The following is a 13,356-nucleotide window of genomic DNA, read 5'->3' as shown; positions in this document are numbered from 1 at the left end:
GACGGGCGCGGAAGGGGCATGTCGGGGCGGCGCTGTGGCGATTTCTTGGGGTGGCTTGCACCACAGATCGGACAGCAAGCTTGATGGAGATCAAGAACCGGCGCTTGCGCCGCTGCTAGAAGGCAGCGATAACGACCATGAAACTCGGGTCCCAACGACATGCAGCCGCTCGCCTTTGCCCTTGCCGCCCTCGTCCTGCTCGCGACGCCCGGTCCGACGAATACGCTGCTTTGGCTCTCCGGCGCATCGGCCGGGTTTCGCCGGTCGCTGCCGCTTTTGACCGGCGAACTCGGCGGCTATCTCGCGGTGATCATTCCCGCCGTCGCGTTGCTCGCACCGTTCCTTGCCGCCCATCCGAACCTCGGCCTGGCGCTGAGGCTCATTGCCGCCTGCTGGGTTCTCTACCTCGCCTATGCGCTCTGGACGACCGATGCCGAGCGCAGCGAAGGTGTCGTCATCTCCATCCGACAAGTCTTCGTCACGACGCTGCTCAATCCGAAAGCCCTGATCGTCGCCCTGGTGCTGTTGCCGCAGACAGGACTGGCAGCCGTCTGGCCCTGGATCGCCGGCTTCTCCCTGCTGGTCATCGCCGCCGGGTCGACCTGGATCGGGGCCGGCGCCCTGCTGGTGCAGATGTCCAAGGGTCTTTCGGCTTCGCACCTGCCGCGCCGGATCGCCGCCGTCTGCCTCACGCTCTTCTCCGTCGGCATCGCCGGCAGCGCGATCGCCGCCATGCACTAGCAAAAAAATCCCGGAGGACCAGCACGTGTCCTCCGGGATATCGATCGCTATGCGCGGCCAAACGTTGTGCTCAGGCAGCAACCGCCTCGCCGAGTTCCTTGGCCAACGCCCCCATCAACTCTTCCCAGCCTCCGCGGCGGTACTCGAGCTTGTCGAGCCCGTCGAGGAAGGCCACCTGTTCGGTAAAGACGAGGCGCGTGCCGGTGCCCGCAGGCTGGATATCGACCGTGGCGACGGAGGCAGAAATCCGCCTGTCGTTCTGCGTCATCGTATAGGCAAAGATGATCCGGCGGTTCTCGACGATATCGAGATAGACGGTATCGTCGTAATAGGTCGTCCCGTCGTCCACGCTGAAGCGACCGCTTTCGCGGCCGCCGACGCGGAAGTCGTGGGTGATCTGCGCCCCGGCTTCGACGTTGACGAACCAGCGCTCCTTTGCGGCTGGCTCCGAGAACGCCCTGAACACCTCAACCGGTGTCGCCTTGAAGCTGCGTTCAATGGTGAAGCTCGAATGTTCCACGGATCTGTCAGTCATGTCCTGCCTCCTCTGGGTCGGAAACCGGTGGCTTATACGCAACTGGTTTCGATTGTGAACTGCTATAATTTTGAAATCAGTTGAACGTTAGCGTCAGTGATGCGATAATGCAAGCGGTTTTAAAGAGGTGCCAATGAAGGACGACATGCGCTCGGGTTGCCCGATCAATCTTTCGCTCGAAGTGTTCGGCGACAAATGGAGCCTGCTGATCATTCGCGACATGATCTTCGGCGGCAAACGGCACTTCCGGGAGCTGCTGCGATCGCAGGAGGGTATCTCATCGAATATCCTTGCGGATCGGCTGAAGATGCTGGTCGAACAGGGAATGCTGACGAAGCGCGACGACCCCACGCACAAGCAGAAGGCGATCTACAGCCTGACGGAAATGACGATTGCACTCGTGCCGATCATGGCCCAGCTCGGTACCTGGGGACGGCGCTACCTGCCGGTCAGCGAAGAGCTCAGCATTCGCGCCGAACTCATGGAGAACGGCGGCCCTGCGCTCTGGGATCGCTTCATGGACGAGCTGCGGCACGACCATCTGGGGATGCCGCTCGATGGCCCGCCGCGGGTGCGCGCCACGCTCCAGGCCGCCTATGAAGAGGTGGTCGCCAGGAAGGCGCAGGAAAAGGCGACGGCCTGACGCTCGCCCGGCGGCCGGTTCAGAGCCCGATCGCCGAGAGCATGACGAAGGTGGCAAACAGCACGAAATGCGTCATGCCCTCGATGGCGTTGGTCTGGCCGTCATTGAGGTTGATCGCGGCAACGATCAGCGTGATCGTCACCATCACCGTCTGCACCGGCGACATCGCCATCAGGAACGGCTGGCCGGTATAGAGCGCGATCGCCTCCATCACCGGCACCGTCAGGATGACGGTCGAAAGCGAAGCGCCGAGCGCGATATTGACGACCGCCTGCATGCGATTTGCGAGAGCGGCGCGCATGGCGGTCATGATCTCCGGAGAGGCGGAAATCGCCGCGACGACGATGGCCGTGACAGCCGGCGGTGCACCGCTCCCTTTCAAGCCCGATGTCAGCAGCGACGACATCACTTCCGCCAGCACACCGATCAGCACGATGCCGAGGATCAGGATCACGATCGACGGCAACACCGGCTGGTCGGGGCCGCCCTCTCTCGCGCTCCCCTCGCCCTTCGCCTTCGGATAGCTGTAGCTGAAGAAGTAGCTGTGCACGCCCACCTGCATGCGCAGGAACAGGGCGTAGAGCGTGATCATCGCGCCGATGGTGAAGGCCGAGTAGAGATGCCATTTCGCCGCCGGCACGAATTCCGGCACGATCATAGAAATCCCCATCGCCGTCAGGATCATCACGCTGTAGGTGCGGGCGGAATCGTCATTATAGGGCTGTTCGCCGTGCTTCAGACCTCCGAGAAGGGCTGCAAGGCCCAGGATGCCGTTGATGTCGAGCATGACGGCCGCATAGATCGTGTCGCGCACCAGCGTCGGCGAGGTCTCGCTGGTCATCATGATCGCCAGAACGACGACTTCGACGAGCACCGCCGAGAGCGTGAGGATCATCGTGCCATAGGGATCGCCGACCTTGGATGCCAGAACCTCGGCGTGATGCGACACCCGCAGCGATGCAAGCACGATCGCAACCACCAGACCGGCGGCACCGAGAAGCGTTGCGAGGCGCCCCATCTCAAGCAGGCGATCTTCGAGCGCAAGCCCGGCGACCGCGGCAAGCATGGCGACGATCAGCAGGCGTTCCGCTTTCATGCGCATCAACAAAACGCCCTCCACCGAAAGCCTGTCCTGCCCATCACCGGAACTATAGGGGCCGCGTCCCGCAAATCAAATGACGGAAAGAGGACTATTTTCCTCCCGATTCTTTACCGCCCTGCAGCGTTTCGGTAGTGTGGCCGGGAACCAAAGCAGCAAGTGGCCGCCTGCCCGGCCTGGATCTCTCGTCATGTTGTCTCACGGCACGATCTGGCACGCTATCGACACCCTGGCCGAGCGCCACCAGCTCTCGCCGTCCGGCCTCGCGCGCCGTGCCGGCCTCGACCCGACCTCCTTCAACAAATCCAAACGTCGCTCCGCCGACGGGCGCGAGCGCTGGCCCTCGACAGAATCGATCGCCAAGGTGCTGGGGGCGACGGGCGCCACCATGGACCAGTTCACCAGCCTACTGCAGCCGGAGGGGGTCCCAGCGCCTTCCGAGCCGGTGGCCGCTGCCACGATCCCGCTGATCGGCTTTGCCCAGGCGGGTGCCGGCGGCTACTTCGACGATGGCGGCTTTCCCGCCGGTCAGGGCTGGGACGTCATCGACTTTCCGACGGATGCGGAAAAGCGCAGCGGCACCTATGCGCTCGGGGTCCAGGGAGACAGCATGCTGCCGCTCTACCGCGACGGCGACATCCTGATCGTCGACCCCAGCGCGCCGATCCGGCGTGGCGATCGGGTTGTGGTGAAGACGCAGGAGGGCGAGGTCATGGCAAAGGTGCTCACGCGCCAGACGCCGCGTGTGATCGAACTTCTATCGCTCAATCCCGAGCATCCGAACCGGAGCTTCGAGACCAGCCAGATCGAATGGATCGCCCGAATTATCTGGGCCAGCCAATAGGACGTCCTTCCTGATGCGGCAGCATTTCTACACCCTTGCCGGCGGCATCGCCGCAATCGCCCTTTTCACCGGCATCCTCTATGCGGGCGCTGTTGCCATCCGCGACCGTGAGACCGCCGCCACACCGGAACTCGTTCTCGAAACGCCCGACATGACAGATTTCGAGGCGACGCCGGATCAGGCCGACGACGAGGTCCCGCTCGACCCCGGCGGCGCGGCGACGACCAGCGAACAATCGCCCACGACGGAAAATGCGGCGCGCGCCATCGAGCCACAGCAGTTCGGCCTGCCCGATACGGTCACCAGTGCGCCGCTCGAACGGGTGGAACCGCGCGCGCCGTTGTCGGAACCGAAGAAGGAAGCGAAGGCCGCCGGGCCGACCGTACTCTATCGCCCGGTCGCGGTCGCCGCCGGTGTGATCCAGTTCGACAAGCTGACGCTGCAGATCGACGGCATCGAGCCGGAACAAGCGGAGCGGACCTGCGAAAGCGCCGGCAAGAGCTGGCCCTGCGGCATCGTCGCGCGAACCGCCTTCAGAAACTTCCTGCGCGCACGTGCGGTCAGCTGCGATCTGCCCGAAGGAGATTCCGGCCCTTCGGCCACCGCCTCCTGCACGCTTGGCGGACAGGATCTTGCCACCTGGCTCGTCGACAATGGCTGGGCAACGCCGGTTCCCGGCTCGACCCTCGAAAAACGCGCCGACGCAGCACGCCAGGCGAAGCTCGGTTTTTACGGTGACGATCCGCGCGACCTCAGCCACACGCCGATGACATTCGACGATCCGACCCTCGGCATCGGAGTGGACGCTTCGCAGCCGGACTTGTAAATAGCCGCGACAATTCCCAGCTCTCGACCGTCTGCCGAAAGCGGCAGACGGCTCAACTCTTTGAAACGACGCAATTCCGGATCAGGAACCGTCCCATCCCTGGAATCGCTCTACCGCCGGAAAGCCCATGCAACCAAGCCTCAGCCACCACGAAGCTCTCATCTATGTCATGGTGATGATGTCGGCGGTCGACCGCGAGATGAGCGACGACGAGTTTGCCCGCATCGGCCGGCTGGTTCAGTTCCTGCCCGTGTTCGACGGCTTCGACGAGGACAGCCTCGTCCATATCGGCCATGAATGCTCGGCGCAGCTGGCGGCGCCCGAGGGGCTCGACATCATGCTCGAGATCGTGCGCGAAGCGCTGCCGGAGAAGTTCCACGAGACGGCCTATGCGCTCGCCGTCGAGATCGCGGCCGCCGACCAGCGCATCCGCAACGAAGAAATCCGCCTGCTGCAGTTGCTGCGCGACCGGCTTGGCCTCGACAAGCTGACCTGCGCCGCTATCGAGCGCGGCGCGCTCGCCCGCTTCCGCCGATAGGCCGGCCGGTGATCACGCCGAAAAGTTCTGGCGCCTAGTAGATTCCGTTCGGGAAGTAGCGCAGGTAGATTTCCTCCAAGCGGCCGCTGCGCGACAGCGCCAGCAGCGCGTGATCGATCGCCTGGGTCAGGGCAGGCTCGGACTTGCGGTTCATGATCGTCAGGCCTTCACCGAGGAAGCGCTGCGAGAAGTAGGCGCCATCGACAAGCGTGCAGCAGCCGCCAGCAGCGCTACCCGAGATCCAGAAGGACAGCTGCATGCCGTCGGAAAACACCGCCGGCACATCGCCCTTCTGCAGAGCCGTCAGCATGGCCTCGCGGTCGGGATAGACCTTGGCCTCGATCTTCGGGAAAAACGCCTTGAACATCGCCTCATGCGTGGTTCCGGCGACGACACCGACCGGCTTCCCCTTGAGATCGCTCGGTGCCGAGACTGCGCCGGCCGCCTTCGTATTGACGGCGAAGCGCGCTGGAAGCCGCATGAAGGCGCGGGAAAAGCCGAAGCGTTGGCGCAGTTCCGGACCGACGGCGATACCGGCGGCCACCGCCTCGCCCTGCCCCTCTTCCAGTGCCGGCAGCAGCTCCGCATAGGTCACGGCCTGGATCTGGCATTTGGCCTCGATGTCGAGCTCGCGGCAGATCTCGCGCACGAGATCGACATGAAATCCCGAAAGCTTGCCGGACTGGTCGATGAAGTTGAACGGCGGAAAATCCACCGTCGTCAAGAAACGCAGGCGCGCCAGGCCCGTGAGATCGGGCTTGGCGATGCGTTCGCGCGCGTCGAACAGCAGCGGCAGATCCTTAGCCTCGGCCGCAAGCGGCGTCGCGATCAAGGATGCGCAAAGGGCGAAAAGGGAAAGAACTTTCATGGGCAGCGGCCGGCACGTCTCATGTGGCAGGGGCGGCCCTTGGAACCGCGGTGATTCATCGAGCGGTAAAGTAACCGGCCGCAGCGCAGCTGACCATAGGCCACCACGAGAACGCGGTTACACAAGGAACGGGACGAGGAAGAATGGAGCGGGTGATCGGGATCGAACCGACGACATCCAGCTTGGGAAGCTGGCGTTCTACCGCTGAACTACACCCGCGGTGCCTGCGAAATTTCCCGAACCGGGGCGATCTGTCAAGCACCCTTGCGCGGGATTGCGTAAGGGGCGCTTCGAAATCCCCTACTCGGCGCGGAAATGCTTCGAGAGCTTCAGGCCCTGCGCCTGGTAGTTGGAGCCGACGCCGAGGCCATAGAGACCATCCGGCCGTTCCAGCATGTGTTCGTAGATCAGGCGGCCGACGATCTGGCCGTGTTCGAGGATGAACGGCACCTCGTGGCTGCGCACTTCGAGCACGGCCCGGCTGCCCGTGCCGCCGGCCGAGGCATGGCCGAAGCCCGGATCGAAGAAGCCGGCATAATGCACGCGAAACTCGCCGACCAGCGGATCGAACGGCGTCATCTCGGCCGCATAAAGCGGTGGAACATGCACCGCCTCCCGCGAGACGAGAATGTAGAACTCATCCGGATCGAGGATCAGTTCATCGCGGCCGCGGCTGTAGAGTGGCTCCCAGAAATCAAAGATCGCGTGCTGCGCTTTCTTGTCGACGTCGATGACGGCGGTGTGATGCTTGCCGCGATAGCCGATCAGGCCTTCGGGCCCGGTGCCCTTCAGATCGATCGACAGCGCGATGCCGCCGCCGCTGACGTTCGGCTTGTCGCTCGCCACCAGCACGTCGCTCTCGTGCAGCGCCTGCAGTTCCTGCTCCGACAGGATAGACTGGCCCATGCGGAAGCGGATCTGCGACAGGCGCGAGCCGCGGCGCACGACGATCGGGAAGGTGCGCGGGCTGATTTCGAGATAGAGCGGACCGCTGTAGCCGGTCGGGATCTTGTCGAATTCCTGGGCGCGATCGGTGATGACGCGGGTGAAGATGTCGAGGCGACCGGTCGAGCTTTTCGGGTTGGCCGAGGCCGACATGCCCTCAGGCAGTTCCAGGCTTTCCATCAGCGGCACGATGTAGACGCAGCCCGTTTCCAGCACCGCGCCATCGGTCAGATCGACGACGTGCAGCTTCAGCCGGTCGAGCTTGTCGGCAACGAGGTGAGACGGGCCTGGCATGAAGCTTGCGCGGACGCGGAAAGCCTTCGAGCCTAGGCGCAGGTCGAGGCTTGCCGGCTGGATCTGATCGTCATCCAGCGGCTTCTCGCTTTTGAGGCGTCCCGATTCTAACAGCGCGGCGATCGCGCGATCGGCCAAAATCCCAGTGTCGCGGCCCATTGCAGTCCTCTTTTCAGTTGCGAGACAAAACCAAACTCCGGGAATTGACGCAAGCGTACCCTGGCAGTATTGAAGCTTTATCCCGTGGTGATTTGGCCGGTCGGCTTGCAGCCACGTTAAACAAGTAGCTAAAAAGGCCGGGTGTCAAACCGGCCCTTCACGCGGCCGGTTTTTTTGTTTTTGAAAGTGACCGTCACATGAGCAAAAACTGGCGCCCCGCAACGCAACTGGTCCATGGCGGGACCACCCGTTCCCAGCACGGAGAGACCTCCGAGGCGATCTTCCTTACCCAGGGCTTTGTCTACGAGACGTCGGAAGCTGCGGAAGCTCGTTTCAAGGGCGAGACCGAAGGCTTCATCTACGCCCGCTACGGTAGCCCGACCAACGACATGTTTGAAAAGCGCATGTGCATGCTGGAAGGCGCCGAGGATGCGCGCGCCACGGCATCGGGCATGGCTGCCGTCACCGCCGCCATTCTCTGCCAGCTGAAGGCCGGCGACCACATCGTCGCCGCCCGCGCCCTCTTCGGCTCCTGCCGCTGGGTGGTCGAGACGCTGGCGCCGAAATACGGCATCGAGTGCACGCTGGTCGACGGACGCGACCTCGCCAACTGGGAAAAGGCGATCCAGAAGAACACCAAGGTCTTCTTCCTCGAAAGCCCGACCAACCCGACGCTCGAAGTCATCGACATTGCCGGCGTTGCCAAGCTCGCCAACCAGATCGGCGCCAAGGTCGTCGTCGACAACGTCTTTGCGACGCCGCTCTTCCAGAAGCCGCTGGAACTCGGCGCCCATATCGTCGTCTATTCCGCCACCAAGCATATCGACGGTCAGGGCCGTTGCCTCGGCGGTGTCGTGCTTTCCGACAAGGAATGGATCAACGAGCACCTGCACGACTACTTCCGCCACACCGGCCCGGCGATGTCGCCGTTCAACGCCTGGACGCTGCTGAAGGGCATCGAGACGCTGCCGCTACGCGTGCGTCAGCAGACGGAAACGGCCCGCCGCGTGGCCGACTTCCTGGCAGAACAGCCGCAGGTCGCCAAGGTCATCTATCCTGGCCGCAAGGATCATCCGCAGGCCGACATCATCGCCAAGCAGATGACCGGCGGATCGACGCTCGTCGCCTTCGAACTGAAGGGCGGCAAGGATGCAGCCTTCGCGCTGCAGAATGCGCTGGAGATCGTGCGCATCTCCAACAACCTCGGCGACAGCAAGAGCCTGATCACCCATCCGGGAACGACCACGCACAAGAACCTGACCGACGAGGCCCGCGAAGAGCTCGGCATTTCCGCCGGAACCGTGCGCTTCTCGGCCGGCATCGAGGACAGCGACGATGTGGTGGAAGATTTCGCCCGCGCGCTGAAGGCCGTGAAGGCCTGATTTTACGAAGACACGGCCGCCGTGATCAACGGCGGCCGACGCCCCTTGCCGGCCGTCACGAGATGGTTTCCGGCGGCGCGGCGCCAAGGTGCCAGGCACGTTTCACCCGCTCGATCGCGTCAGCACGGCCATCCGTCCCATCATGGGATCGCACAATCTTGCCGTTATTCTTGACGAAACCATCTTGCTGTAGAATACCCTGAAAGACCTGAAGCAAGGTGATGCCCATGTATCGCGCTTTGACCCGCGACATAGAAGTTACGGTGGAGCCGTACTATCTCGAAGAGCAGTCGGATCCCGATGACGGCCGCTATGTCTGGGGCTATCGCATCGTCATCTCAAACCACTCGGACGCATCCGTGCGGTTGATGACGCGCTACTGGCACATTACCGATGAGAACGGGCAAGTCGACGAGGTCAGCGGTCCGGGCGTCATCGGCGAGCAGCCGCTGCTCAATCCCGGCGATACCTATGAGTATTCGTCCGGATGCCCTCTGGATACGCCCTCAGGCGTCATGTTCGGCCACTACAGCATGGAATCGGAAGGCGGAGAGACCTTCAACGTTGCCATCCCCGCCTTCTCGCTCGATTCACCCGGGCTCGTGCGCACCCTGAACTGAAGCGCGTCCTTCGGACTAGCGTCGCTCTTAATCGCGGCCAGTCGACCGGAAGCGCCCGCTACTGCGGGCGCACCTCGCTTGCTTCGAAGCGATAGGTCGTCGAGCAGAACTCGCAGGTCACCTTGACTTCGCCATCGTCGATGGTGCTTTCGAGGTCGTCCGTGCTCAGATTGGACAACACCGACTGCAGCTTCTCGCGCGAGCAGCTGCAACGGTCGTAGACCGCCTGCGGTTCGTAGACGCGGACGCCGCGCTCGTGGAACAGGCGATAGAGCAACCGCTCGGTTCCGACCATCGGATCGGTCAACTCGTCCATGTCGATCGTTTCGACCATCACCTTGGCTTCGGCCCAGAGATCGTCGTCCCCGAACGCGCTTTCACCATCATCGCCATCACCGCCGGAAAGGTCGGGCTGGCGCATGCGTTCCGGCGCTTCCGGCAGGAACTGGGCGACCATGCCGCCGGCGCGCCAGCGATGGCGCGGCTTGCCGTTTTCGTCGCGATCGAGAAGCTCGGCCACGCCAAGGCGCACCTTGGTCGGGATCTGCTCCGACTGTCGGAAATAGACGCCGGCGATTTCTTCCAGCGTCGCTCCGTCGAGCGCAACGATCCCCTGGTAACGCTGGGTATGGGCGCCCTGGTCGATGGTGAAGGCGAGCACGCCCTTTCCGAGCAGCTCGTGCGAAAGGGTCCGGCCGTCCTTTTCGGCAGCGGCAAGCGCTTCCTGATCGTAGCGGGCATAGGCGCGCACGCGATCCGGCGTCGAGAAATCAGCGACCACCAGATCGACAGGGCCATCGCCCTGGGTCTGGACGATCAGCTTGCCTTCAAACTTCAGCGAGGTCCCGAGCAACACGGTGAGTACGACGGTTTCAGCAACCAGGCGCGCGACCGGAAGCGGATAGTTGTGGCGCTCGAGGATTGCGTCCAGCATGGGGCCGAGCTGCACGGCGCGGCCGCGCACGTCGAGGCCTTCCACCTGGAAAGGCACGACGTGATCGTCACCGGCAAAGTCGAACTCACCAAGCCCTGGCGTCATGTCAGTCATGTCTTGCTCCTTGCCTTCAGCCACCAAGCTGCACCAGAGATATTGCTATCCCCGCGCAACGTGCTCGCTGTCTCAGTTGATCCCGCGATAAACGGATTGTCCACCAGGTATGTGCCGCCGCCATAGCAACGCACCACCTCGACGGTTGCGCGCTCACTACTTTCAGGAGCGCCCGTATGCCGCCTAAATCGTGTCGCACGTGGACAATGTCAAGTGCGGTGAACACGCCCTATATGGCGCACGCTCGGCGGAGCGCACGGAAGCCTCTTCGCCGCCGTCGCGCGCGACCGGGCAGCCGGCTCAGACGAGCCCCATGCACCAGGCAATGACCGACTTCTGTGCGTGCAGCCGGTTTTCCGCCTCGTCGAAGACCACCGACTGCGGGCCGTCGATGACCTCGTCGGTGACCTCTTCGCCGCGGTGCGCCGGCAGGCAGTGCATGAACAGCGCATCGGAGGCCGCACGCTTCATCAGCGCTTCATTGACCTGGTAGGGCTGGAAGACGTTGTGCCCGCGGGCGCGATGTTCCTGGTTCATCGAGATCCAGGTGTCGGTCACGACGCAATTGGCGTCGGCGACGGCCTGTTCGGCGTCATGACACAAAAGGACCTCGCCGCCATTGTTGCGCGCCCAGTTCAGGAACTTGTCCTGCGGCTCGGACCCGAGCGGCACGGCCATGTTCATGCGGTATCCGAAGCGGGCAGAACCTTCGATCAGCGAATGCAGCACGTTATTGCCGTCGCCGGTCCAGGCAATCGTCTTGCCCTTTACCGGACCGCGATGCTCCTCGAAGGTCAGGATATCGGCCATGATCTGGCAGGGGTGCGTATCGTCGGTCAGGCCGTTGATGACCGGGACCGTCGCATGCTCGGCCAGTTCCAGAAGGCGGCGATGGTCGGTGGTGCGGATCATGATGGCGTCGACGTAACGCGAGAGCACCTTGGCCGTGTCGCCGATCGTCTCGGCGCGGCCGAGCTGCATTTCGGTGCCTGACAGAAACAGGGTTTCGCCGCCGAGCTGGCGCATGCCGACATCGAAGGAAACGCGGGTGCGGGTGGAGGGCTTTTCGAAGATCATCGCCAGCATCTTGCCGGCGAGCGGCTTCTCGGCAGTTCCGGCCTTGGTCGCCGCCTTTCGGACGCGCGCATCGTCGATGATCGTCCGGAGGTCGGCGGCCGTCATGGCCGAAAGATCGAGAAAATGTCTGGTGCCTGCCATCGTACTCGGTTCCTGTCTGAAAAATCGGTCCCTGGTGCGGCACGCTATCGACGTGCCCGCACGAAGGTCATTCTAACGCCTTAGTCGTCCCTGGGTCGCTACCTTCAGGCCGCGGCGTTGCCGCTTGCCTTGCGAACCGCCTCGGCGGCGCGTTCGATACGTGCGAGCCCCTCGCGCGCCTCTTCCGCCGTCACGGTCAGCGGCGGCAGCAGACGCAGCACATTTTCGCCCGCCGGCACGGCCAGGAGCTTTTCGGCGCGGATTTCCTTCAGCAGATCGGCCGAAGGGCCCTTCACCTTGATGCCCAGCATCAAACCGTCACCGCGGATGTCCTCGATGACATCAGGGAAGCGGTCCTTGAGCGACGCAAGGCCCTGGCGGAAGACCAGCGCGACATCGCGCACATGCGTCAGGAATCCGTCGGCCAGAACGACGTCGAGCACGGCGTTGCCGACGGCCATGGCCAGCGGGTTGCCGCCATATGTGGAGCCATGCGTGCCCGCCACCATACCAGATGCGGCTTCCTCAGTCGCGAGGCAGGCGCCGAACGGGAAGCCACCGCCGATACCCTTGGCGACCGCCATGATATCCGGACGGATATCCGCCCATTCATGGGCAAACAGCTTGCCGGTACGGCCGACGCCGGTCTGGACCTCGTCGAGGATCAAAAGCAGGCCGAACTCGTCGCAGAGCGCGCGCAGTTCCTGCATGAATTCCTTGGTCGCCGGACGGATGCCGCCCTCGCCCTGGATCGGCTCGATCAGGATCGCTGCGGTTTCCTCGGTGATCGCATTCTTGACCGCGGCGATGTCGCCGAACGGAACCTGGTAGAAGCCCGGCGCCTTCGGCCCGAAACCTTCGATGTATTTCTGCTGACCACCGGCGGCGATCGTCGCGATCGTGCGGCCGTGGAAGGCGCCTTCGAAGGTGATGACGTGGAACTTCTCCGGGTGGCCCTTGGAGAAGTGGTAACGCCGTGCCGTCTTGATGGCGCATTCCAGCGCTTCCGCGCCCGAATTGGTGAAGAAGACCTTGTCGGCAAAGGTCACCGCCGTCAGCCGGCGGCCGAGGCTTTCCTGGCCCGCAATTTCATAAAGGTTGGACAGGTGCCAGACCTTGTCGGCCTGCGCCTTCAGCGCTTCGACCAGGTGCGGGTGCGCGTGGCCGAGCGAGTTCACGGCAACGCCGGCACCGAAATCGAGATAACGCGTGCCGTCTTCGGCGATCAGCCAGGCGCCCTCTCCTCGCTCGAAACGCAACGGCGCGCGCATGTAGGTATCATAAAGCGGCGTGGTTGCAGTCATGCGAGGCTCTCCTTCACTCCAGATCGACATCGATCCCGCGCCTCACGCGGGCCGATAAAAATCAAAAATGCCGCCTTTCGGCGGCGCAGGCACTATTCCCATTTCGCGCTGCAATGTCAACAAAACCAAGCCTTGCAGCGCAACATCAAGGGTCGATTCCTGGCAGCAGAAAAATCGTCCGGGAGGGCTTGCAAAAATGCAACGCTGGCCGAGCAAGTTGGGGAAAACTACGAAATCGATTCGGCCTGATTCCCGGGACTCTTGCCACAGAGTCCAGCGGTCAGTACGTTAA

15 protein-coding genes, 1 tRNA gene and 1 riboswitch are annotated in these 13,356 nt (G+C 63.2%); of the genes, 7 read left to right on the top strand and 9 right to left on the bottom strand.

Going from position 1 to position 13,356, the window contains the following annotated elements; genetic code table 11:
• Window positions 1-159: 159 nt before the first annotated feature.
• Window positions 160-741 carry a threonine transporter RhtB gene (locus ASD63_RS15655; protein ID WP_034797140.1) on the top strand — a complete coding sequence of 194 codons (582 nt, stop codon included), beginning with the start codon at window positions 160-162 and terminating at the stop codon, window positions 739-741.
• A 70-nt stretch (window positions 742-811) separates the two neighbouring features.
• Here ASD63_RS15655 and ASD63_RS15650 read toward each other — a convergent pair whose 3' ends face one another.
• On the bottom strand, window positions 812-1,276 hold the full coding sequence (locus ASD63_RS15650) for an SRPBCC family protein (protein ID WP_034797141.1): 465 nt from the start codon (window positions 1,274-1,276) through the stop codon (window positions 812-814).
• A gap of 133 nt (window positions 1,277-1,409) precedes the next feature.
• Here ASD63_RS15650 and ASD63_RS15645 point away from each other — a divergent pair, with 133 nt between their 5' ends.
• Window positions 1,410-1,919: a helix-turn-helix domain-containing protein gene (locus ASD63_RS15645; protein ID WP_034797143.1), complete on the top strand. Its 510-nt coding sequence runs from the start codon at window positions 1,410-1,412 to the stop codon at window positions 1,917-1,919.
• Between the two features lie 19 nt (window positions 1,920-1,938).
• Here ASD63_RS15645 and ASD63_RS15640 read toward each other — a convergent pair whose 3' ends face one another.
• A complete protein-coding gene (locus tag ASD63_RS15640; protein WP_034797145.1) occupies window positions 1,939-3,021 on the bottom strand; it encodes a calcium:proton antiporter in 1,083 nt (360 codons plus the stop codon).
• A 187-nt stretch (window positions 3,022-3,208) separates the two neighbouring features.
• On the opposite strand from ASD63_RS15640, the gene ASD63_RS15635 reads away from it, so the two are divergent.
• The 3 genes from ASD63_RS15635 to ASD63_RS15625 all read left to right on the top strand — a co-directional run bounded on the left by ASD63_RS15635 (window position 3,209) and on the right by ASD63_RS15625 (window position 5,226).
• Window positions 3,209-3,862, top strand: coding sequence for a helix-turn-helix transcriptional regulator (locus tag ASD63_RS15635; protein ID WP_034797146.1), 654 nt, complete (start codon window positions 3,209-3,211; stop codon window positions 3,860-3,862).
• 13 nt (window positions 3,863-3,875) lie between these two features.
• Entirely contained in the window at window positions 3,876-4,688 is an 813-nt protein-coding gene (locus tag ASD63_RS15630) for a thermonuclease family protein (RefSeq protein WP_034797148.1), read from the top strand.
• Window positions 4,689-4,815: 127 nt separating this feature from the next.
• A complete protein-coding gene (locus tag ASD63_RS15625; RefSeq protein ID WP_034797150.1) occupies window positions 4,816-5,226 on the top strand; it encodes a tellurite resistance TerB family protein in 411 nt (136 codons plus the stop codon).
• A gap of 34 nt (window positions 5,227-5,260) precedes the next feature.
• On the opposite strand, the gene ASD63_RS15620 is transcribed toward ASD63_RS15625, so the two are convergent.
• From ASD63_RS15620 to ASD63_RS15610, 3 genes are all read right to left on the bottom strand, one after another.
• Window positions 5,261-6,094: a transporter substrate-binding domain-containing protein gene (locus ASD63_RS15620; protein ID WP_034797152.1), complete on the bottom strand. Its 834-nt coding sequence runs from the start codon at window positions 6,092-6,094 to the stop codon at window positions 5,261-5,263.
• Between the two features lie 144 nt (window positions 6,095-6,238).
• Window positions 6,239-6,313: transfer RNA gene (locus ASD63_RS15615), tRNA-Gly, on the bottom strand.
• 81 nt (window positions 6,314-6,394) lie between these two features.
• A complete protein-coding gene (locus tag ASD63_RS15610; RefSeq protein ID WP_034797155.1) occupies window positions 6,395-7,492 on the bottom strand; it encodes a 2'-deoxycytidine 5'-triphosphate deaminase in 1,098 nt (365 codons plus the stop codon).
• A gap of 74 nt (window positions 7,493-7,566) precedes the next feature.
• A riboswitch (SAM riboswitch) is annotated at window positions 7,567-7,645 on the top strand.
• Window positions 7,646-7,689: 44 nt separating this feature from the next.
• Between ASD63_RS15610 and ASD63_RS15605 the strand changes: the two genes are divergently transcribed.
• Window positions 7,690-8,874 (top strand): O-succinylhomoserine sulfhydrylase, encoded by a 1,185-nt coding sequence (locus ASD63_RS15605; RefSeq protein WP_034797156.1) that lies wholly within the window; start codon window positions 7,690-7,692, stop codon window positions 8,872-8,874.
• A gap of 55 nt (window positions 8,875-8,929) precedes the next feature.
• Here ASD63_RS15605 and ASD63_RS35100 read toward each other — a convergent pair whose 3' ends face one another.
• Window positions 8,930-9,103, bottom strand: a complete 174-nt coding sequence (locus ASD63_RS35100; RefSeq protein ID WP_156552925.1) for a hypothetical protein — start codon at window positions 9,101-9,103, stop codon at window positions 8,930-8,932.
• Here ASD63_RS35100 and apaG point away from each other — a divergent pair.
• On the top strand, window positions 9,102-9,494 hold the full coding sequence (gene apaG / locus ASD63_RS15600; RefSeq protein WP_034797159.1) for a Co2+/Mg2+ efflux protein ApaG: 393 nt from the start codon (window positions 9,102-9,104) through the stop codon (window positions 9,492-9,494). The genes ASD63_RS35100 and apaG overlap by 2 nt on opposite strands.
• Window positions 9,495-9,552: 58 nt before the next feature.
• Here the strand turns inward: apaG and ASD63_RS15595 are convergent, their stop codons facing one another.
• The 3 genes from ASD63_RS15595 to ASD63_RS15585 form a co-directional block, all read right to left on the bottom strand.
• A complete protein-coding gene (locus ASD63_RS15595; RefSeq protein ID WP_034797161.1) occupies window positions 9,553-10,542 on the bottom strand; it encodes an Hsp33 family molecular chaperone in 990 nt (329 codons plus the stop codon).
• 300 nt (window positions 10,543-10,842) lie between these two features.
• Window positions 10,843-11,760 carry an ornithine carbamoyltransferase gene (argF, locus tag ASD63_RS15590; RefSeq protein WP_034797163.1) on the bottom strand — a complete coding sequence of 306 codons (918 nt, stop codon included), beginning with the start codon at window positions 11,758-11,760 and terminating at the stop codon, window positions 10,843-10,845.
• A 104-nt stretch (window positions 11,761-11,864) separates the two neighbouring features.
• Window positions 11,865-13,064 (bottom strand): aspartate aminotransferase family protein, encoded by a 1,200-nt coding sequence (locus ASD63_RS15585; RefSeq protein ID WP_034797165.1) that lies wholly within the window; start codon window positions 13,062-13,064, stop codon window positions 11,865-11,867.
• Between the last annotated feature and the right edge of the window lie 292 nt (window positions 13,065-13,356).

Source organism: Ensifer sp. Root558 (assembly GCF_001427045.1).
In the GTDB taxonomy this organism is placed as follows: Bacteria; Pseudomonadota; Alphaproteobacteria; order Rhizobiales; family Rhizobiaceae; genus Ensifer; species Ensifer adhaerens.
Note: the sequence above shows the minus strand (reverse complement) of the source record. Positions and strands in the feature narration are given on the sequence as shown.